Raw genomic sequence first — 20688 nt, 5'->3', positions numbered from 1 at the left:
CACGGAAAATTTCTTGTATTTATGTTATCGTAAATTTTTGTTTTTATAGCACATGCAAAAGCCTTCTACCCTCAGCCTTCACACCTTCAACCTTTTTATGTACCTTTGTGCCAGAAACATGCACACAGCTTGTTTAATTAATCCACAGCACATTGGCTCAAGAAGAACAAAATAACCGCAAAGAAAAAAGCGAGTTACACCCACGCAACAAACACCGTTCGCGTTACAATTTCAAACAACTTATTGCAACCTCAAAAGAATTAAAACGTTTCGTTTTTAAAAACGAACACAATGATGATTCTATCGATTTTGCAGATCAAAGCGCCGTTAAAGCACTTAATAGGGCATTGTTGAAATATTTCTATAACATTTCACAATGGGATATTCCTCAGGATTTTCTTTGTCCGCCTATTCCAGGCCGGGCCGATTATATTCACTATGTTGCCGATCTATTAGGATCAAGCAATAAAGGTAAAAACCCTAAAGGGGTTAATATTAATGTATTGGATATTGGTGTAGGTGCCAATTGTATTTACCCGATTATTGGTCATCAGGAATATGGCTGGAGTTTCGTAGGTTCTGAGATCGATCCACTTTCTGTCGATTCTGCAAAGCGTATTATCGAAGCCAATAAACCATTACAAGGGGCAGTAGAAATCCGTCAGCAATCTTCAAAAATGGGTATTTTTAGAGGTGTTGTTGGTGGCAAAGAAAGGTTCGATGCCGTAGTTTGTAATCCACCGTTTCATGCCTCTTTAAAAGAAGCCGAGCAAGGTACCCGTCAGAAATGGCGTAATCTGGGTGGTAACGAAAAAGAAGTAAAACACGTATTAAACTTTGGAGGAAACAAGGCAGAGCTTTGGTGCCCGGGTGGCGAGCGTGCTTTTGTAGAGCAGATGATTATCCAGAGCGAGCAGATCAAAAATCAGGTGTTATGGTTTACGTCATTGGTATCAAAAAGTGCCAACTTAAAAAGTATCTACAGCGCATTGGTTAAAGCAAATGCTTTTGAGGTAACCACCGTTCAAATGAGCCAGGGACAAAAAATAAGCCGTTTCGTAGCATGGACCTTTCATGATGAAGCTGCACAGGCCGAATGGGTAAAAGCTTGGAAAACTGAGCCGAAACCTAAAGCAGATAGTGCTAAGCCTGAAGCGAAAAGTCTTTAGTCTGATAAATAGTAAAGCAAAGCTGGATTAACGATTAAAGTTAGTCTGGCTTTATGTTTGTATCTTTTTTGGGAATTGTTTCTGGATTTAAATTGTTCTTTGCCTACTCGTCACCCTGAATTTATTTCAGGGTCTATTTTGATTAGAATAGCATTTTAAAGATTCTGACCACAACGTAGCTATTGGACCTTTAAAACAATAAAAACTGCCAATAAAATAAATTCAGAATGACAAGAGATTAAGCAAAGCCATTACTTCGTTTTTGCCTCGAAAATATACCCCGCCAGAGCGGTTACTACCATGGCCACCGTTCCCCAGAAACAAATCCGCAATATTCCTTTAATCATGCTAGAGCCCCCTGCCTTTGCTGCAATGGCGCCCGACAATGCTAAGAATACAATAGCAAAACCATACTGATAAAATACCATCAATTTTATCGGGGCAAGAAAGGCAACCAAAAAAGGCAGGATACCACCGCTGATAAAAGATGCGCCCGATGCAAAAGCAGCTTGAAGTGGTTTTGGCTGTGTTATTTCGTTAATACCCAGTTCATCTCTGGCATGTGTGCCTAAGGCATCTTTCTCGGTCAATTTTATCGCTACCTGCATGGCCAAATCTTCATCAAGCCCCTGCGCAACATATATCTTAGCAAGCTCTTTCAGTTCCAATTCGGGCATGGTTTCGAGTTCTATTTTCTCGCGGGCAAGATCTGCTTTTTCAATGTCGGACTGAGAACTTACCGAAACATATTCGCCAGCGGCCATAGATAATGCTCCGGCAACCAAACCGGCCAGTGCCGCCAATACAATCGGACTTCTGGTATTACTCGCTGCGGCAATACCAATAACTAAACTGGCTGTAGAAATAATGCCATCGTTGGCCCCAAGCACTGCCGCCCTTAGCCAACCCGTTCTATTGGTATAATGTTTTTCTAATTCCATTTTTGGTTACATATGCTGTACTTGTAGTATTCAACGTCCCCCTTCGAAGGGGGCTGGGGGATGAAAATTAGTGCAATAGTTAAACTGTATCATCTCCCTACAATCCGAATATCATCATTTCTTCTCGTAAACAATCAGAATAGTCAAGTCGTTACCCGCATTTGGGGCAATACCATGCGAACTGCCGGGGCGGGTTAGAATCGCATCACCTGGTTTAACCGGAAAGGTTTTTCCATTCATTTGCATGGTTCCATTTCCGCTAATCACATAATAAATTTCATCCTCTTTCTGCAAATGATAGCCTATAGCAGAGCCCGATTTTAAAGTACGTTTTTTAAATACTGTTTTCAGACTTTTGGCCTCACTAAAAAAGTTAAAGCCAATGGTTTTACCGCCTCCATTGTGCGTGCCGGGTTCCTCCTTAGCTACTTCAATATCATTTTGAAGGATATATTTACTCGTATCGGTACTTTGGGCGCTGACCTTAACTGAAATAAAGGTCGCAGCAAAAATGGTTACGATTGGGATTAGCTTCTTGATCATATACATTTTATAATTGGCTTAAGTTTTGTCTGGGTTTTTAGACTTTCCGCTTTGGTCTTTAGTCTTTTCGCTCAAAAGGTAAATTTAGGCGTTTTGCATGGATGTTGCCACAAGCATCAGCACTTTGTTACTAAGCCCGATCGTAGTGGTCCCGACTTTACGTCGGGAGTAACGGAGAGCGGGAGTGCAGCCCGCCAAAAGCATAGGACTGCTCATTTCCTTACCCTAACCCTTAATATTTTTGATTTGAAAACGAATGCACTGTGGTTCTTAGCAAGTGAAGCCCTGCCATCCACTTTATCCCGATGAAAAATCGGGATGCCCGTTCCTGTTAGGTTTATAACCGAAAGGCTTGCTCATGATGTGGCACAAAAAGGATTTATTTTTTATACCTAAGCGCTATAAAGGCGGTCTCAACTTTACTTCTGAATAAAGCCTATGGCGGGCTATAGCTGCCATAAAGCATTTCCTTACATTTTCCTGAAAAAACGGACTAAATAATATGGTTTTAGATTTGAATTCCAGTTCAATAATATTAGCTTTGCACAAAAAAAATATTGATACATGAGCGTTTTAGTAAATAAAGATTCTAAGGTTATCGTTCAGGGTTTTACCGGAAACGAAGGAACTTACCACGCTGAGCAGATGCTGGCCTATGGTACAAACGTAGTTGGTGGTGTAACGCCTGGCAAAGGTGGGCAATTGCATTTAGAAAAGCCTGTTTTTAATACTGTTAAAGATGCCGTTGATAAAACGGGTGCAAATGTATCTATCATTTTTGTGCCACCAGCTTTTGCTGCTGATGCAATTATGGAAGCTGCCGAAGGTGGTATTAAAGTTATTGTTTGTATTACTGAGGGTATCCCAACTAAGGATATGATTCAGGTTAAAGAATATATTGCTGACCGCGATGTTACACTTATCGGCCCTAACTGTCCGGGTGTAATTACTGCTGATGAAGCTAAAATTGGTATCATGCCAGGTTTTATCTTCAAAAAAGGTCATGTAGGTGTGGTTTCTAAGTCAGGAACTTTAACTTACGAAGCGGTAGATCAGGTTGTTAAAGCTGGTTTAGGTATTACAACAGCTATCGGTATCGGTGGTGACCCAATTATCGGAACACCTACTGTAGAAGCAGTCAAATTATTAATGAACGATCCTGAAACTCACGGTATCATCATGATTGGTGAAATTGGTGGTGGAATGGAAGCAGAAGCTGCCCGTTGGATCAAAGAAAACGGTACTAAACCTGTTGTTGGTTTCATCGCTGGTCAAACTGCGCCTCCGGGACGTAGAATGGGCCATGCTGGTGCTATTGTTGGTGGTGCTGATGATACTGCAGCTGCTAAAATGAAAATCATGCGTGAGTGTGGTATCCGTGTAGTAGAAAGTCCTGCTGAAATCGGTGCTGCAATGGCAGAAGAATTAGCAAAATAAGATTTAAAATCTCTTTATAGAAAAGCGTTTCGATTAATTTCGGGACGCTTTTTTATTTTAGGCATTATTTTTAACCGCAAGGATGCAATTTATATTTAACCACTAAGGCGCAAAACACACAAAGTTAGGTGTTACTGCCATCTTTCTTCTTATGTCGTCATTCCCGCTCAGGCTGGAGCCACGAAAGTGCTCAGCGAAGCTAATCTTAAAATTTTAGGTTAAACCACCAGAAATTTGTCAGGTTGAGGTTCTGCACCCAAAACTCCCAGCTGAAAACTCTCAACATCAAACTGAATTATCATTCCTTTGTAAACACTAATACAAACCACTAAACCAGCAAACCAAAACAAAATCTATATCGTATATTGATATATGAAAACGATGTTAAATAAACTATTTTTGCTTTCTGCTGTTGTTTTAATAACAAGTCTTTCTGCTTGTGCTCAAAAGCAAGATAAGAAAGCTGTAAAACAATCGAAGGAAACAGAGCAAATCATACCAAAGAAGAAAATGAACTGGAATCCATTAACACCCGAAGAAGAAAGAGTAATTGTAAATAAAGGTACAGAATACCCTGGTACAGGTAAATATGAACATACAACGGATAAAGGAACTTATACCTGTAAGCGTTGTAACGCAGCCTTATACCGTTCGGAAAGTAAGTTTGATGCACATTGCGGCTGGCCTGCTTTTGATGACGAAATTAAAGGCGCTGTAAAGCGTATTCCCGATGCCGATGGTTCACGTACAGAAATTGTTTGCGCCAATTGTGGTGCGCATCTTGGCCACGTATTTTTGGGCGAAGGATTTACCAATAAAGACACCCGTCATTGCGTAAATTCGATCTCAATGAATTTCGTGCCAGATCAAAAATAAGGTGGATGTAGAAGGGTTAGGTAAGGGCGTACAGCGATAAGTTGTACGCCTTTTTTAATGCACAAAATAAGGCTGTTTTTCCACAAATTATTGATTATAAACTAAATGCTTATATTTGTAGGCTCGATAAAGAAAATTTAGCCTATGAAGTATCTTCTGTTATTAAGTTTTTGTTTCCTGTTTTTACAAGGTAAAGCACAAGAATCTGGTTCATCAAATGAACCGGATAGTATCAAAAAAACAGTTCTCGCCACTTATTATCACAGAAAATTCGAAGGCCGCCGCACCACCAGCGGCGCTAAATACCGGGCAAAAAAGCTAACAGCTGCCCATCGTACCCTGCCATTCGGCACCCTGGTTACAGTAACCAATCCAGATAACGGAAAATCGGTAGTTGTGAAGGTAAATGACCGTGGCCCTTTCTCTAAAAGATTAGCCATCGATCTGTCTGAACGTGCTGCAAAACAGATTGGTATTTTCCATAAAGGCATAGCTAAAGTAAGCCTCAGTTATACCGTTGAGTAATACTCCTTTTGGCTCTATTTAGCGCTTATTATACCCCTCAAATTTAAGTTATTAACACTCATTTCGGTTTGCTAAGCCCTTGAAAAGAAACAATTAGCTTTTTTTTCGCTTGAAAATGATATTCGACTGATCGTTTTTCCCCAGCAATTGAGCAGGGTGTTAACAACTTTGGTTCACAAAAAAGGGCCACCGTATATATATTTGTTATAACAAAGTTCTTTAACTTCTTGCGCTTGAAAACAAATATAAAAGCTTAGTTTTTAGTAATTTATACGTACATCACCTGATTGCAATTTTAAATTTTACCTAACTAAAAACTCAGTTGTTTGTCAGGCAATAGGGTTAGCACTTTCACAACAGCGTTTTGATAAAAGACATTACAATCATCATATAAAATTGATGGATGCGTGCCTTTGTCGGCTCTGTTAAAAAAATAGAATTAAAAATATCAGCGTATGGAACAGGAATTATTACTACAAGAAAACAAAGATAGATTTGTGCTTTTGCCGATTAAGTATCCGGCAATTTGGGAAATGTATAAAAAGACCGAAGCTAGTTTTTGGACTGCAGAAGAGATTGATCTTTCTGATGACCAGAAACACTGGGACAATTTAAACGATGGCGAAAGACATTTCATTTCTCACATCCTTGCTTTCTTTTCTGCTAGTGATGGTATTGTGAACGAAAACCTTGCGGTAAACTTCATGAGTGAGGTTCAATTGCCGGAAGCACGTTGTTTTTATGGTTTCCAGATTATGATGGAAAATATCCATGCCGAAACCTACGCCCTGTTAATCGATACTTATATTAAAGATCCGGAAGAAAAAGACCGTTTGTTCCATGCCATTGATACCGTACCTGCGGTGAAAAGAAAAGCAGAATGGGCTTTACGTTGGATTGAAAACGGAACTTTTGCTGAGCGTTTAGTAGCATTTGCTGCGGTTGAAGGTATTTTCTTCAGCGGAAGTTTCTGCTCTATTTTCTGGTTAAAGAAACGTGGTTTAATGCCGGGATTAACTTTCAGTAACGAACTGATCTCGAGAGACGAAGGTTCACACTGCGAATTTGCTTGTTTACTTTATAGTATGTTAAGCAATAAATTGAGCGAAGAAGCAGTTCATGGTATTATTAGTGATGCTGTAGAAATTGAAAAAGAATTTATTACTGACGCATTACCGGTTGCTTTAATTGGCATGAATGCAAAATTAATGAGCCAGTATATCGAATTTGTAGCCGACAGATGGCTACAGGAGCTGGGTTACAAAAAAATCTACAATGCAACCAATCCATTCGATTTTATGGAAATGATTTCATTGCAGGGTAAAACCAACTTCTTCGAGAAACGTGTTGGCGATTATCAAAAAAGTGGTGTATTAACATCTGCTGATAATAACAAACAGGCCTTTTCTTTAGATGAAGACTTTTAAGGTAGAAGGCAAAAGGTATTGATCTTGATACCTGCTGCTTAAATCTTGATACCTGCTGCTTAAATCTTGATACCAATTAAATAAAAAACAAAAAATACAAAGTGATGATTAGGTCTTGATACTTGATACTCACGACTTAATAATAAAACTTAAATCTCATAAAATATGTTCGTACTAAAAAGAGATGGCCGCAAAGAAGCGGTGCAATTTGACAAAATCACAGCCCGTATTCAAAAGTTGTGCTATAGTTTAAATTCAGATCTGGTAGATCCAATCGATGTAGCCAAAAAGGTTATCGAAGGTTTATACGATGGTGTAACCACATCGGAGTTGGATAACCTTGCTGCAGAAACTGCTGCCTCGTTAACAACAAAACACCCTGATTACGCTTTGTTGGCATCGCGTATTGCGGTTTCCAACCTACATAAAAACACCATTAAATCATTCTCGGGTACGATGAAAATGTTGTACGAATATTTCGACCCGAAAGCGCAGAAAGATGCTCCTCTTATCGCTGATGATGTTTATGAGATTATAGAAAAAAACAAGGATATTTTAGATAGTTCGATCATTTACGACCGCGATTTCGGTTTCGATTATTTCGGTTTTAAAACGTTAGAAAAATCTTACCTTTTAAAAGTTAACGGACAGATTGTAGAACGCCCGCAACATTTGTTTATGCGTGTTTCTGTTGGTATCCACAAAGAGGATATCGAGAGTGCAATCAAAACGTATAACTTAATGAGCGAGCGTTGGTTTACACATGCTACACCAACTTTGTTCAATGCAGCTACACCAAAACCTCAAATGTCGTCATGCTTCTTGTTAACCATGCAGGATGATAGTATCGAAGGTATTTACGATACATTAAAGCAAACGGCTAAAATTTCGCAAAGTGCAGGTGGTATTGGTTTAAGCATCCACAACATCCGTGCAACAGGATCATACATTGGTGGTACAAACGGTACAAGTAACGGTATTATTCCAATGTTACGCGTATTTAACGATACTGCCCGTTACGTAGATCAGGGTGGAGGTAAACGTAAAGGTGCCTTTGCTATTTATTTAGAACCTTGGCATGCAGATGTTTTCGAATTCTTGGATCTTCGTAAAAACCATGGTAAAGAAGAAATGCGTGCGCGTGATTTGTTCTATGCCCTTTGGATTAACGATTTGTTTATGCAGCGTGTTAAAGACAATGGCGATTGGACATTATTCTGCCCGCACGAAGCACCAGGTTTGGCAGATTGTTTCGGTAAGGAGTTTGAAGAATTATACACTAAATACGAAGCAGAAGGCCGTGGCCGTAAAACCATTAAAGCACAGGAACTTTGGTTTGCTATCTTAGATTCGCAAATCGAAACCGGTACACCATATATGTTGTTTAAAGATGCAGCGAACAGCAAATCTAACCAACAGAACTTAGGTACCATTAAAAGCTCTAACTTATGTACCGAAATTATCGAGTACACTTCTAAAGATGAAGTTGCAGTTTGTAATTTAGCTTCATTGGCATTACCTCGTTTCGTAATTAATGGTGCTTTCGATCACCAAAAATTATACGATGTAACTTATCAGGCTACTTTAAACCTGAACAAAATCATCGACCACAACTATTACCCAGTGCCAGAAGCCGAAAACTCAAACATGCGCCACCGTCCGGTTGGTTTAGGTGTACAAGGTTTGGCTGATGCCTTTATCTTATTGCGTTTACCTTTCGAAAGTGATGAGGCTAAACGTTTAAATAAAGATATTTTCGAGACGATTTATTTTGCTTCGATGACGGCTTCGCATGATTTGGCTGTGAAAAATGGTCCTTACCAAACATTTAAAGGTTCGCCATTATCAAAAGGTAAATTCCAGTTCGATTTATGGAATGTTACACCAGATAGCGGCCGTTGGGATTGGAATGCATTGCGCAAAAAAGTAGTTAAAGATGGTGTGTACAATTCATTATTGGTTGCACCAATGCCAACTGCATCTACTTCTCAGATTTTAGGTAACAACGAATGTTTCGAGCCATATACTTCTAACATTTACACCCGTCGTGTATTAAGTGGAGAGTTTGTAGTGGTAAACAAACATTTATTGAAAGATTTAGTAGCATTAGGTTTATGGAACAACGATATGAAAAATCAGATCATATTGGCTAACGGTTCAATCCAGGCTATTGATTCAATTCCAGATTATATTAAAGAATTGTATAAAACCGTTTGGGAGATCAAGATGCGTAATATCATCGATATGGCTGCCGATCGTGGTGCATATATCTGCCAATCGCAATCGTTAAACTTGTTCGTAAACGCACCAAATACATCAAAATTAACTTCAATGCACTTCTATGCATGGGAGAAAGGTTTAAAAACCGGTATGTATTACTTGCGTACACAAGCAGCTTCTCAGGCCGTTAAATTTACAGTAGAGAACCAGGGTGGTAAAGCAATTGAAGCGGTTATCCCAGCCGAAATGACACAAGATCAGGTTGCAGAAGAAATCGTTGACGGACCAGTTTGTTCAATGGAAGAAGGCTGTATCAGCTGTTCAGGTTAATCTCGCACAATATCGTCATGCTGAATTTAGTTCAACATCTGTATAACATCTGTATAACATAGATTCTGAAACAAGTTCAGGATGACGAATCTAATCATATCGTAAGGTTTTGGGCAAACGCTCAAAACCTTATTTTTTGTTTATATTTTTGTAATGCAATAGGTTTACCTTAAATCTTATACCTTATGCCTTCAACCTTAAAACATAGCAAACACGAAATCATCCCTTGCGAGCGATGCAATAGTGCTATTGAATGTAAGGCAAATTCTTACACTAAATGTCAGTGTAGTGTGGTACAGTTAAGCATTAATGAAGTGCAATATATATCCGAACTCTACGATGGCTGCCTCTGTGCCAAATGTTTATTTGAGTTGCAGCAGGAATATAGAGAAGAGATTGGCGTATAAACTTTGTGATCTTCATGTCTTTGTGGTTAAATAATTTGAAAAGCAGGGTTCCGCGCCTTTGGGTTGGTTCCAGCCCCGCTTTTCCTTCTGCCGATTAGAAGGAATCGGCATTCGTGCAATCGGGTTTAGTTTACCAGGGTGCTGCCCTTTTCTGAGCATTCTTCATTCTTGCTCGTCGTTATTTCTTTTCCAATCCGATATGACCAGCAATGTATCCCTTTTTGGTCAATTGTATAGGTCAAAAAAGAAACACATTTTTTCGATTAATTGTAGTTTATACATTTAAAATTTCCGCCACGATCTACTAAAACCTAAAAGGTTAGTTTTTAGCATTTATAAGCGTTCAGCTAGGGTATTCTTCAAAATGTCATCTGCAGTTGGTGTTTTGAGTTCAGCTGATCCTGGGTCATCTTTAACGCCTTAAATTCAATAAAAAATAGTTTGAAAATAAGTGTTAAAAATGGTAACAAAGCACGTCATTTGATATCTATATCGTGCTTGATAAATGGTTTATCAGGTTAAAAAATAGAAAAATATAAAAGATTATGGAAGCGCTCATTTCTAATTATTGGTGGGTTTTAGTGGCACTGTTGTGCGTAGTTTTATACAAATATATTTTACGTTTCTTATTCGGGATGGTCATCGTACCCGAAGATAGGATCGGATTGATTACCAAAAAATTCGTGCTCTTTGGTTCTGATCGGGAGCTGCCCGATGGCCGCATCATCGCGATTAAAGGCGAAGCCGGGTTTCAGGGAAAAACCCTGGCGCCAGGATTGTATTTCGGGATGTGGTTCTGGCAGTACAGCGTAACGATGGAACAGTTTACCATTATACCGGAGGGTAAAATCGGACTGATTATGGCCAAAGATGGTTCAGAAATCCCAACAGGGAATATCCTTGGGCAAAAGGTAGAGTCTGATAATTTTCAGGATGCGGTGAAGTTTCTCGAAAATGGTGGTCAGCGAGGCCGGCAAACATCTTACATTACCTCTGGTTCTTATCGTATCAATACCATGCTGTTTCAGGTTTCTGTTACGGATATGATCCGCATTCAGGAAAGTATGGTGGGCATTGTAACCACTTTAGATGGTTTACCAATTGAGGCCAATCAGATTGCTGGTAAATTGGTTGATGGACACAATAATTTCCAGGATTTCGATGCCTTTATAAAACAAGGTGGTAACCGTGGTTTGCAGCCCCAAGTAATTTTGGCAGGTTCTTATAACCTCAATCCTTGGGCAATCCAGTTGGAGGAAATTCCGATGACCGAAATTGCAATCGGCTATGTTGGTGTTGTAATCTCATTTATAGGTACGGATGGAAATGACTTAACCGGTGCAGACTTTAAACATGGTAATATTGTTGGCAAAGGCTCAAAAGGTGTTTGGTTGGAACCACTTGGTCCGGGTAAATATCCGATCAACAAATATATTATGAAAGTGGAGCTGGTACCAACAACCAATTTGGTGTTAAACTGGGCATCAGCACGTAGTGAGGCGCATAATCTGGATAAAAACCTGTCAACCATTACCGTTCGTTCTAGAGATGGTTTCCCTTTTAATTTAGATGTTGCGCAGATTATCCACGTACCAACTACAGAGGCCCCTAAGGTAATTGCACGTTTTGGGAATATGGTGAATCTGGTTTCGCAGGTTTTAGAGCCCACAATTGGTAACTATTTCCGTAACTCCGCACAAGGAAGTGATGTGATTGCTTTCTTAAGTACCCGTAAAGAGCGTCAGGAATCGGCAAAAGAGCATATCCGTAAAGTGCTTGACGAATATAACGTAAATGCTGTCGATACGCTAATTGGTGATATTGTTCCGCCAGAATCGTTAATGAAAACTTTAACCGACCGTAAAATTGCGGAAGAGCAAAAGGTTACTTACGAAACCCAAAAACAAGCGCAGGAAACGCGTCAGGGAATGGAAAAAGAGACTGCGATTGCCGATATGCAGAAAGATATTGTGAAGGCACAACAAAGTGTAGAAATTGCCGAACGTACTGCAAGTGCAACGGTAAAAAAATCAGAAGGTGATGCCGCTGGTGTAAAATTAGCTGTAGGAGCGGAGGCTGAGGCCACTAAAATGAGAGCGCATGCCGAGGCTGAAGCGACCAAGGCAAGAGCACAGGCCGATTCGGAAGCCATTAAGTTGCGTGCATCAGCGGAGGCTGAACAGATTTCGTTAACCGGTAGTGCAGAAGCAGGTAAAATTTTAGCCGTAGGTAAATCAACTGCCGAAGCTTACGAGCTTGCCGTGAAAGCTTTGGGCGGCGAAAACTTTACGCGTTACAAAATTACCGAAGAGTTATCGAAAGGTAACGTGAAGCTGATCCCTGATGTGTTGATCGGTGGCAATGGTGGTAATCATGGTGGCTCGGCGATGGATGGCCTACTGGGCTTGAAACTGATGGAGCTCATGGACCCGGAAAAACGTAAAGAAGTGGTGGCCGTTGCAGAAATTGTAGAAACAAAACCAAAGCCTAAAAAGGATAATATCAACCCTTAATTTGTTTTAAATTAAGACGGAAAGCCTCGATGAAAATCGGGGTTTTTTGTTGTAATCCCATCGATAATTAGTAGAATATTTTTAGGTTTTTTTTATAAGTTACGTCACCCTGAATTTATTTCAGGGTCTTAATGATATAAAAGATGCTGAAATAAATTCAGCATGACGATGGCGTTGGGCAAAGTAACCAAAAACAATCATTGGGCTTGCAATATTAATCGAACAAAAGGCAAATTCGTATTATAAATATAATATCTGATTCCACTTACATTTTGCTTTTCCGAAAAACAATTACATAATTATGCCGTTCTACTTTTAAACAAAATAGTAACTTTGCAGCCTAATTTTGAATGATAGGGTTTTGAATAAGTAGCAATACGTTAATCATTCAATTATTCTTTCATTCTCTCATTTCAAAAAACATGAAGAAAGTAAAAGTTGGCTTAGTGCAAATGAGTTGTACTAAAGATAAACAAGAAAATTTGGATAAAGCGATTACTAAAGTAAGAGAAGCGGCTGCAAAAGGTGCACAGATTGTGTGTTTGCAAGAGCTTTTTACTTCTTTGTATTTCTGCGATGTTGAAGATTACGACAATTTCGATTTAGCTGAAGCCATTCCAGGCCCATCTACTGATGCTTTACAAGTGGTGGCCAAAGAATTGGGCGTGGTAATTATCGCCTCTTTGTTTGAGAAACGTGCTGAAGGTTTATACCACAATACAACGGCAGTTTTAGATGCTGATGGTTCATATTTAGGCAAATACCGTAAAATGCACATTCCAGATGATCCGGCTTACTATGAAAAGTTTTATTTCACCCCTGGCGACTTAGGCTATAAGGTTTTCCAAACCAAGTTTGCTAAAATTGGTATCCTGATCTGCTGGGATCAATGGTATCCGGAAGCTTCACGTATTACAGCATTAATGGGTGCAGATATCATGTTTTATCCAACTGCAATTGGCTGGGCTACCGATCAGGACGAAGAAACCAACCAAGATCAATACAATGCTTGGCAAACCATCCAACGTTCACATGCGGTTGCAAACGGTGTACCTGTAGTAAGTGTAAACCGCGTAGGTTTTGAGCAAGATGGCGCCATGAAATTCTGGGGTGGAAGTTTCGCCACAAACGGACAGGGCAAAATACTTTATTTGGCTTCTCACGATCAGGAAGAAACCGAGGTAGTTGAACTGGATTTATCAGAATCTGATTTCTTCCGTAAGCATTGGCCTTTTTTAAGAGACAGAAGAATTGATTCTTATCAGCCAATTACAAAAAGATATATTGACGGTGATTAAGCGGAAAGGGTAAAGACCAAAGCTTAAAGCGAAAACTATGGATGATAGTTTATTTTATTAAATCTCCAAAAGTCGTCATTTCGAGCGGAGTGCAACGGAGTCGAGAAATCTAATCTTCAATTGTTTTATTAATAGATCTCTCCATTGTGCTGCCCTTCAGTCGAGATGACGACCATCCAAATCCATGGTTCGTGTCCTCACGGACCATTCATTTATAAATTAAAATTAGATGTCAAATTTCCCTCCTAAAAAAGATTTAAATATCAATCAGTTTGATTATTCGCCGAAGCAGCAAGGTTTTGCTTTTCCTGCCGAGTGGACTAAACATGAGGCAACCTGGTTAAGCTGGCCACATAAAGAAGCCTCTTGGCCAGATAAAATCGAAACCATTTACGAACCGTACTGTCAGTTTATTAAAGCTGTTGCCGAAGGTGAAAAAGTACGCATCAATGTGAATGATCAAGAAATGAAGGCCTTTGCTGTTTCTGAATTAACAAAAGTAGGTGCCGATTTAAGCCAGATTGAATTTTATTTTAATGAAACCAATGATGCCTGGTGCCGCGATCACGGTCCTGCATTTTTGTTGAAAGGAAATGAAAAGGCTGTTGTAGATTGGGGTTACAATGCCTGGGGTGGAAAATATCCCCCATTTGACCTGGATGATGTTGTGCCAACTAAAATTGCCAAACATTTCGATTTACCTTTGTTTACCCCGGATATCGTGATGGAAGGTGGTTCAGTAGAATTTAATGGCGCTGGAACGGTTTTAACCACCACAGCTTGTTTGTTGAACGAAAACCGTAATCCGCATTTAACCAAAGCGCAGATTGAACAATATTTGCTTGAATATTATGGCCAGGATCAGGTATTATGGCTAGGCGATGGAATTGTTGGCGACGATACTGATGGCCACATTGATGATATTACGCGTTTTGTAAACGAGGATACGGTTTTAACTGTTGTAGAAAGCAATCCGCTGGATGAAAATTATATCTTGTTACAAGAGAATCTAGAGGCCTTAAAAGCCATGAAGCTGAAAGATGGCAGATCATTGAATATTGTTCAATTGCCAATGCCATCGCCGGTTATCCATGAAGATACTCGCCTGCCTGCATCTTATGCAAATTTTTACATCGCCAATGCAGCGGTAATTGTGCCAATTTTTGATGATGTAAACGACCAGAAAGCTCTAGATATTATTCAAGGTTGTTTCCCTGACCGGAAAGTGATTGGTATCAATTCGGTTGATATTATCTGGGGATTGGGAAGCTTCCACTGTTTGAGTCAGCAGGAACCAGCGGTTTAGTCCTGAGTCTTTAGCCAAAAGTCATTAGTCAAATTTGCGTGATTGTCATCCTGAGCCTGTCGAAGGATTTTTTGAAGTGTTTCGATAGGTTCAACATGATATCTTCGGGAAATATTTTTTTGTAACTTTAAGTTGCTAAAAAATATTTTATGGCAAGAGTACATAACTATTTTGTCTATATCTTGGAGTGCTCCGATAAAAGTTATTATGTTGGAGCAACAAATGATTTAGAGGCCAGACTTTCTCAGCATAATGATGGTGAAAATGTTTTTGCTTATACTTTTTCGAGAAGGCCAGTTACTTTAAAATATTATCAAAGATTTGACCAAATAGAAGATGCAATAGATTTTGAAAAGCAGCTTAAGGGATGGAGTAGAAAGAAAAAAGAAGCTTTATTTGAAGAAGATTGGAACGAAATTGTAAAATTATCAAACTATAAAAATAAATAACATATTGGTCTTCGACAAGCTCAGACTGACAAACAATAAAAATAACAAATGAAATTATTAGAAGGAAAAACAGCATTAATTACAGGCGCATCTAAAGGAATCGGCCGTAAAATAGCTGAAAAATTTGCCGAGCAGGGCGCTAATGTAGCTTTTACATATTTATCATCAGTAGAAAAAGGTGAAGCTTTAGAGCAGGAATTACAAAACTTCGGAACAAAAGTTAAAGGTTATCGTTCTGATGCTTCTAAATTTGCCGAAGCTGAACAATTGATCAACGATATCGTAGCCGAATTTGGCACCATTGATATCGTTGTAAATAATGCAGGGATTACCAAAGATGGTTTGTTAATGCGTATGAGCGAAGAAAATTGGGATGATGTGATCAATATTAACCTAAAATCGATTTTCAACGTAACCAAAGCGGCTTCTAAAGTGATGATGAAAGCACGTAAAGGAGTTTTTATCAATATGGGTTCTATTGTGGGTACTACAGGTAACGCGGGACAAGCAAATTATGCAGCGTCTAAAGCTGGTATCATTGGTTTTACCAAGTCAATCGCTAAAGAATTAGGTTCGAGAAATATCCGTGCCAACGTAGTTGCGCCGGGCTTTATCCGTACTGAAATGACAGATATTCTTGATCCGAAAGTTGTTGAAGGATGGGAAAAAGATATTCCATTAAAACGTGCCGGAGAAACTGAAGATATTGCCAATGTTTGCGTGTTCCTAGCCTCAGATATGAGTGCTTACGTAACTGGCCAAACTTTATCTGTTTGCGGCGGAATGCTTTAAGAGAGGTTGAAGGCGGAAGGTTTAAGGTAGAGGGCTTTCGTTCCAATACCATAAAAATAGCAAAGGCGTAAGGTGGGTTTAACCCTAAACCTTACGCCTTTTACTTTATTTAGAACATTTCAACTTTACAACATTAAAACTATTTCACAACATATTTCCCTTTTACCTCAGTTACATTAGCTTGGTTTTTATTTTTCTCGAAAGCTAAATATCCTGGCTGCAACGATTTCCAGAAAAAAGCCTGTGCAGGAAATTGAGCAATATATTTCTTCATATTTGCATCAGTCATTTTGAAAGGATAGATGTTGACCGGAATCTTTTCCTGGCCTGCATTTCTAGCTTCAACACCCAAAATATATACCTCTTTAATTTTTTCGTCTGTTAATGGAATGCATCCAACAGTAACGCAATTGCCGTGGATGTAAATATCGCTTCCGGGCTTTCTATCTTTTCCAGTTCTGGCATAATCAACTGTATTCGGATAATTTACCCCTAGCGATAAGTGAAAATTGCTCATCGGATTAAAAACGTTAATGTAATAAAAACCTTCCGGTGTTTGTCCATCGCCTTCAATCACTTTTGGGCCAATGGTGCCAGAATGTGCACAGAAATCATATGTTCTAAACAACGAATATGTTTTAGCCGAATTATTCTTTAGCCATACTTCCAGTTTGCCTTCGGTTTTATAGGCATTGATCAACATCGAAAACTGATCACCATAACCATCGGCCAAAACAAATTTTTTCAACGTTTCCCATTTTTCATTGTAGGCCTTTTCTACTCTTTCGAATTTAATTTGAGCGGCTTTAAAATTATTTTGGGCATTCGCCATAAGACTTAGAGATAGCAAAAACGTTAAACAGATTAATTTCATAAATTTTGGTTTGGTTAAAGCTAGTAAATTTGCCGTTTTTTACCGCTAAGGGCGCCAAAATTTTTAATTGCTTGTACGCAAACAACGTGAAGGTAAATATAAATTGGATAGGTGATAACTTTGCGCGAATCCTTCGCGGTTAAATGAGTACTGGTGTTTTCAAATTATAATTAATTGGCTTTTACGTAAATTCTTTATGCGCTTTACTGTTAATAATCTTGAAAATTTCCCCAAAATTACCATCTTTATAAAAGTATGAACAGTTTTTTTTCGGGTACATCTATTTTGTTTTTTCTCGGTTGCTTGGCGTTGGGTGTGCTGTACGCCTGGTTGCTGTATCGTGGCAACAAAAATTTGGATAAAAAACTTCAGTATGGCTTAACGGCCTTGCGGATTATCGTAGTGACTACCGTAGCATGGTTAATATTTGCACCGCTCATCAAAACATTAAATTATACCTTAGATAAACCGGTGATCATCATCGGACAAGATAATTCTCTGTCTGTAGGTCAGGTTAAAGCAGCTGGCTTCGACCAAAAATTATATGAAAATAATCTTAAAGCTTTACAAGATAAACTATCAGATAAGTACGAGGTGAAAACACTTCACTTTGGCGATCAGGTGGCTGATGGTTTCGATTTTAAAAATCAGGGTAAATTAACAGATGCTTCGGCTTTTTTTCAGAAAGTTAGAGATGAATATACCAACAGAAATGTTGGTGCCATTATTTTGGCCACAGATGGTATTTTTAATCACGGTGGAAATCCGTTGTACAGCGTAAATCAGATTAATGCGCCGGTTTATACCATTGCCTTGGGTGATAGTATCCCGAAACACGATGTCTTAATTTCGAACGTAAATTACAATAACATTGTGTACCTGGATGACGATTTTACGATCGAAGTTCAGGTTCAGGCTTTTCAAAGTGATGGCGAAAGCACTGCTTTAACGGTTAACCAAAATGGTGCAAAGGTAGAACAGCAAAATATATCCATTAATGGAGGTTCCTTTGTTAAAACGATTCCGGTTAAGATCCATGCAGGTAAAATTGGTGTTCAGAAATATACCGTTCAGCTCGGGGCACTGAAAAATGAAATTACAACCAGAAATAATGTTCAAACTTTTTATGTAGAAGTGATTGATGGCAGGCAGAAGGTATTGCTTGCAGCGGTTGCACCACATCCTGATTTGGCCGTGTTAAAAGAAGCTATTTCGCTCAATAAACACTACGAGGCTAAACTCGCACTCGCTGATGATTTAATTACCACAGATCCCTCTAAATTCGATCTAATCGTGTTGTATCAATTACCCGATGCACAAAATATTTCGTCAGCATTTTTAAAGAAATTAACTGGACTAAAGAAACCGATCTGGTACATTTTGGGCGCACAGAGCAATATAAATGCTTTTAACCAAATGCAAAATCAGGTTAACTTAAGTTCTGCAAATGGCTCCATTCAGGAAGTATATGCCGATTTTGCCAATGGATTTACAAGCTTCAATCTTGCGGAAGATGACAAGAAGCAGTTTTCATCTTTCGATCCTCTGTTAAGTCCGTTTGGAAGGTTGACCGTAAATGCAGGCGCAATACCCGTTTTTAATCAGCGTATCGGCAAAGTAAGCACACAGCAGCCATTACTGTTCTTCGCGAATGAAAATGGCTTAAAGGCAGGTTATTTGATGGGAGAGGGGCTTTGGAGATGGAAACTTTCAGAAGCTGAAAATGAAAGCAATCAATCGGTTTTAAACGATCTGATTTCAAAAACGGTTCAATACCTATCTGTTAAAGATGATAAGCGTAGATTCAAGGTATTTACTTCAAAGTCTGCTTACGATGAAAATGAAACCATCCAGTTTAACGGCACCCTTTATAACGATAGTTACCAGCCTGTAAATGAGTCGGAAGTTAATCTTCAGGTTAAAAATGAAGCGGGCAAAGTGTTTAACTATATTTTTTCTAAAACTGAAAATGCTTATCAGCTAGATGCAGGAACCATGCCTGCAGGGAACTATTCTTATCTTGCCAATACCGAACTGGGTGGAAAGAAATTCACGGCTACAGGTAGTTTCTATGTAAATGCATTGATCGCAGAATTTCAGCAGACAACAGCCAATCACCAGCTTTTAAATACAATATCTAAACAAAGTAATGGTAAGCTGTTTATGCCCGAAAACCTGCTGAAAATAGCGGATGAGATTGTCAAAAACGAAAATATTAAAACCATCAGTTACGAAGATCGTAAATACGATGAACTCATCAGCATGAAATGGCTGTTCGGCTTAATTTTGATTTTGCTGGGCATAGAGTGGTTTTTAAGAAAAAGAAACGGGGAACTCTAAATTTGGAGTTGGTTGTGCAGTCAGATGTTACTATCTGACTGATTATATTGTTTTTTTGCGAGTAATTGATGATATTCTATCAATTTCGAAAGTATCAGGTGGTAACACCTGACACCACGAAAGAAACTCCCAACTGAATTAGTGCCATTCATCCCTGTAAACAAACTTGGGCATATGCCATTCGAAGCGGATGGAAAGTAATCTTAGGGTTAATCCAACTACGGCTGCTAAAATAGTAGCTAGCATCTCACTTCCATGAAAATGCTCTATACCGATATAAACGGCACCTGTAACTATTGCTGCACTGGCATAAATCTCTTTTCTAAAAAGAAATGGTACTTCATTGCAGAGTACATCACGAAGTACCCCACCAGCACAACCAGTAATCATTCCGCTGAAAAGTACAATTAAATAAGGTAAATGGATTTCCTGTGCAACCTGACAGCCAATAATGGTAAAAACTACCAAACCTAAAGCATCAAGGTAAAGAAAAAGCTTTTTGAGTTTAGTCATAATCGAGGCAATAAATGCAGCGAGTAAGGCCGCTACCGCTGTAATCACCAAATATTCTGGATGTTCTACCCAGCTCATTGGGTAATGGCCGAAGAGCACATTTCTAACTGTACCACCGCCTAATGCTGTAACCCAGGCAATAATACAAACACCAACCCAATCCATATCTCTTCTGCCTGCCGAAAGTGCAGCAGTCATGGCTTCAGCGGTTATGGCAATAATGTAAAGGATGTGGAGCATTAGAATGGTTAACTGTTTGAATTGCTTAATCGGTTAACTGGAAGGGAATTGTTTATGGGTGGATTGTTAACTCAAAACTGTAAACTTTTAACTGAAAACTAATCCTTCTTCTCTTCCTGAATAATCACGAAAACATCTTCATTGTCTTTTTTCATGAAGTATTTTTCGCGGGCAAATTTTTCGGCTGTATTAAGATTGGTATTCAGTTCATTTAAATCTTTTTTAACCTGGGCGGTTTCCTTCTCGAAATATTCCTTTTCTTCCTGCAGTTTATTGGCTTGACTGCGGTATTCATACTGCGACATCATATCGTTTTTGTCGAAAAATAGCATCCACATCGCAAAAGCGACAGTAGCAAGGAAATATTTATTGCGGAAAAGATCTATTAAACGTTTCATATATTTTGATATGAGATTTTAGATTTGAGAAAACCCAAATCCAACAAACAAATATAGTATTAAAATAAAAACATCCGAAGATTTAAAATC

At 38.9% G+C, this 20688-nt stretch carries 18 protein-coding genes; 13 read left to right on the top strand and 5 right to left on the bottom strand.

Annotation, left to right across the window (positions count from 1 at the left end):
- Positions 1-152 precede the first annotated feature (152 nt).
- On the top strand, positions 153-1169 hold the full coding sequence (gene rlmF / locus ACN9MR_RS17740; RefSeq protein WP_426325615.1) for a 23S rRNA (adenine(1618)-N(6))-methyltransferase RlmF: 1017 nt from the start codon (positions 153-155) through the stop codon (positions 1167-1169).
- Between the two features lie 251 nt (positions 1170-1420).
- On the opposite strand, the gene ACN9MR_RS17735 is transcribed toward rlmF, so the two are convergent.
- Complete coding sequence (locus tag ACN9MR_RS17735; RefSeq protein WP_426325613.1) at positions 1421-2110, bottom strand: VIT1/CCC1 transporter family protein; 690 nt, start codon at positions 2108-2110, stop codon at positions 1421-1423.
- 114 nt (positions 2111-2224) lie between these two features.
- Positions 2225-2653: a cupin domain-containing protein gene (locus ACN9MR_RS17730; RefSeq protein ID WP_426325611.1), complete on the bottom strand. Its 429-nt coding sequence runs from the start codon at positions 2651-2653 to the stop codon at positions 2225-2227.
- A gap of 564 nt (positions 2654-3217) precedes the next feature.
- On the opposite strand from ACN9MR_RS17730, the gene sucD reads away from it, so the two are divergent.
- From sucD to fabG, 11 genes are all read left to right on the top strand, one after another.
- A complete protein-coding gene (gene sucD / locus ACN9MR_RS17725) occupies positions 3218-4090 on the top strand; it encodes a succinate--CoA ligase subunit alpha (protein WP_057931931.1) in 873 nt (290 codons plus the stop codon).
- Between the two features lie 372 nt (positions 4091-4462).
- The gene (locus tag ACN9MR_RS17720) at positions 4463-4966 is read left to right on the top strand and encodes a methionine-R-sulfoxide reductase (protein WP_426325609.1); all 504 of its coding nucleotides are present in this window, start codon (positions 4463-4465) and stop codon (positions 4964-4966) included.
- A 144-nt stretch (positions 4967-5110) separates the two neighbouring features.
- A complete protein-coding gene (locus ACN9MR_RS17715) occupies positions 5111-5491 on the top strand; it encodes a septal ring lytic transglycosylase RlpA family protein (RefSeq protein ID WP_426325607.1) in 381 nt (126 codons plus the stop codon).
- Positions 5492-5946: 455 nt separating this feature from the next.
- Positions 5947-6918: a ribonucleoside-diphosphate reductase small subunit gene (locus tag ACN9MR_RS17710; protein ID WP_025145778.1), complete on the top strand. Its 972-nt coding sequence runs from the start codon at positions 5947-5949 to the stop codon at positions 6916-6918.
- A 165-nt stretch (positions 6919-7083) separates the two neighbouring features.
- On the top strand, positions 7084-9468 hold the full coding sequence (locus ACN9MR_RS17705) for a ribonucleoside-diphosphate reductase subunit alpha (protein ID WP_426325605.1): 2385 nt from the start codon (positions 7084-7086) through the stop codon (positions 9466-9468).
- A gap of 185 nt (positions 9469-9653) precedes the next feature.
- Positions 9654-9875 carry a cysteine-rich CWC family protein gene (locus ACN9MR_RS17700; protein ID WP_083505315.1) on the top strand — a complete coding sequence of 74 codons (222 nt, stop codon included), beginning with the start codon at positions 9654-9656 and terminating at the stop codon, positions 9873-9875.
- Positions 9876-10420: 545 nt separating this feature from the next.
- Entirely contained in the window at positions 10421-12388 is a 1968-nt protein-coding gene (locus ACN9MR_RS17695) for an SPFH domain-containing protein (RefSeq protein ID WP_426325602.1), read from the top strand.
- A gap of 422 nt (positions 12389-12810) precedes the next feature.
- Positions 12811-13686 carry a carbon-nitrogen hydrolase gene (locus tag ACN9MR_RS17690; protein WP_426325600.1) on the top strand — a complete coding sequence of 292 codons (876 nt, stop codon included), beginning with the start codon at positions 12811-12813 and terminating at the stop codon, positions 13684-13686.
- Positions 13687-13915: 229 nt separating this feature from the next.
- The gene (locus ACN9MR_RS17685; protein ID WP_426325598.1) at positions 13916-14992 is read left to right on the top strand and encodes an agmatine deiminase family protein; all 1077 of its coding nucleotides are present in this window, start codon (positions 13916-13918) and stop codon (positions 14990-14992) included.
- Positions 14993-15141: 149 nt separating this feature from the next.
- Positions 15142-15441, top strand: a complete 300-nt coding sequence (locus tag ACN9MR_RS17680; RefSeq protein ID WP_426325596.1) for a GIY-YIG nuclease family protein — start codon at positions 15142-15144, stop codon at positions 15439-15441.
- A gap of 48 nt (positions 15442-15489) precedes the next feature.
- Entirely contained in the window at positions 15490-16233 is a 744-nt protein-coding gene (gene fabG, locus ACN9MR_RS17675; protein WP_426325594.1) for a 3-oxoacyl-[acyl-carrier-protein] reductase, read from the top strand.
- Between the two features lie 139 nt (positions 16234-16372).
- On the opposite strand, the gene ACN9MR_RS17670 is transcribed toward fabG, so the two are convergent.
- Positions 16373-17107 (bottom strand): L,D-transpeptidase family protein, encoded by a 735-nt coding sequence (locus tag ACN9MR_RS17670; RefSeq protein WP_426325592.1) that lies wholly within the window; start codon positions 17105-17107, stop codon positions 16373-16375.
- A 255-nt stretch (positions 17108-17362) separates the two neighbouring features.
- Here ACN9MR_RS17670 and ACN9MR_RS17665 point away from each other — a divergent pair, with 255 nt between their 5' ends.
- Positions 17363-19447, top strand: a complete 2085-nt coding sequence (locus tag ACN9MR_RS17665) for a hypothetical protein (RefSeq protein WP_426325590.1) — start codon at positions 17363-17365, stop codon at positions 19445-19447.
- Positions 19448-19585: 138 nt separating this feature from the next.
- On the opposite strand, the gene ACN9MR_RS17660 is transcribed toward ACN9MR_RS17665, so the two are convergent.
- Positions 19586-20200: a trimeric intracellular cation channel family protein gene (locus ACN9MR_RS17660; RefSeq protein WP_426325588.1), complete on the bottom strand. Its 615-nt coding sequence runs from the start codon at positions 20198-20200 to the stop codon at positions 19586-19588.
- A gap of 98 nt (positions 20201-20298) precedes the next feature.
- Positions 20299-20598, bottom strand: coding sequence for an FtsB family cell division protein (locus ACN9MR_RS17655; RefSeq protein ID WP_025145767.1), 300 nt, complete (start codon positions 20596-20598; stop codon positions 20299-20301).
- Positions 20599-20688: the final 90 nt, after the last annotated feature.

Origin of the sequence: Pedobacter sp. R-06 (genome assembly GCF_049913135.1) — a bacterium.
In the GTDB taxonomy this organism is placed as follows: Bacteria; Bacteroidota; Bacteroidia; order Sphingobacteriales; family Sphingobacteriaceae; genus Pedobacter.
Note: the sequence above shows the minus strand (reverse complement) of the source record. Positions and strands in the feature narration are given on the sequence as shown.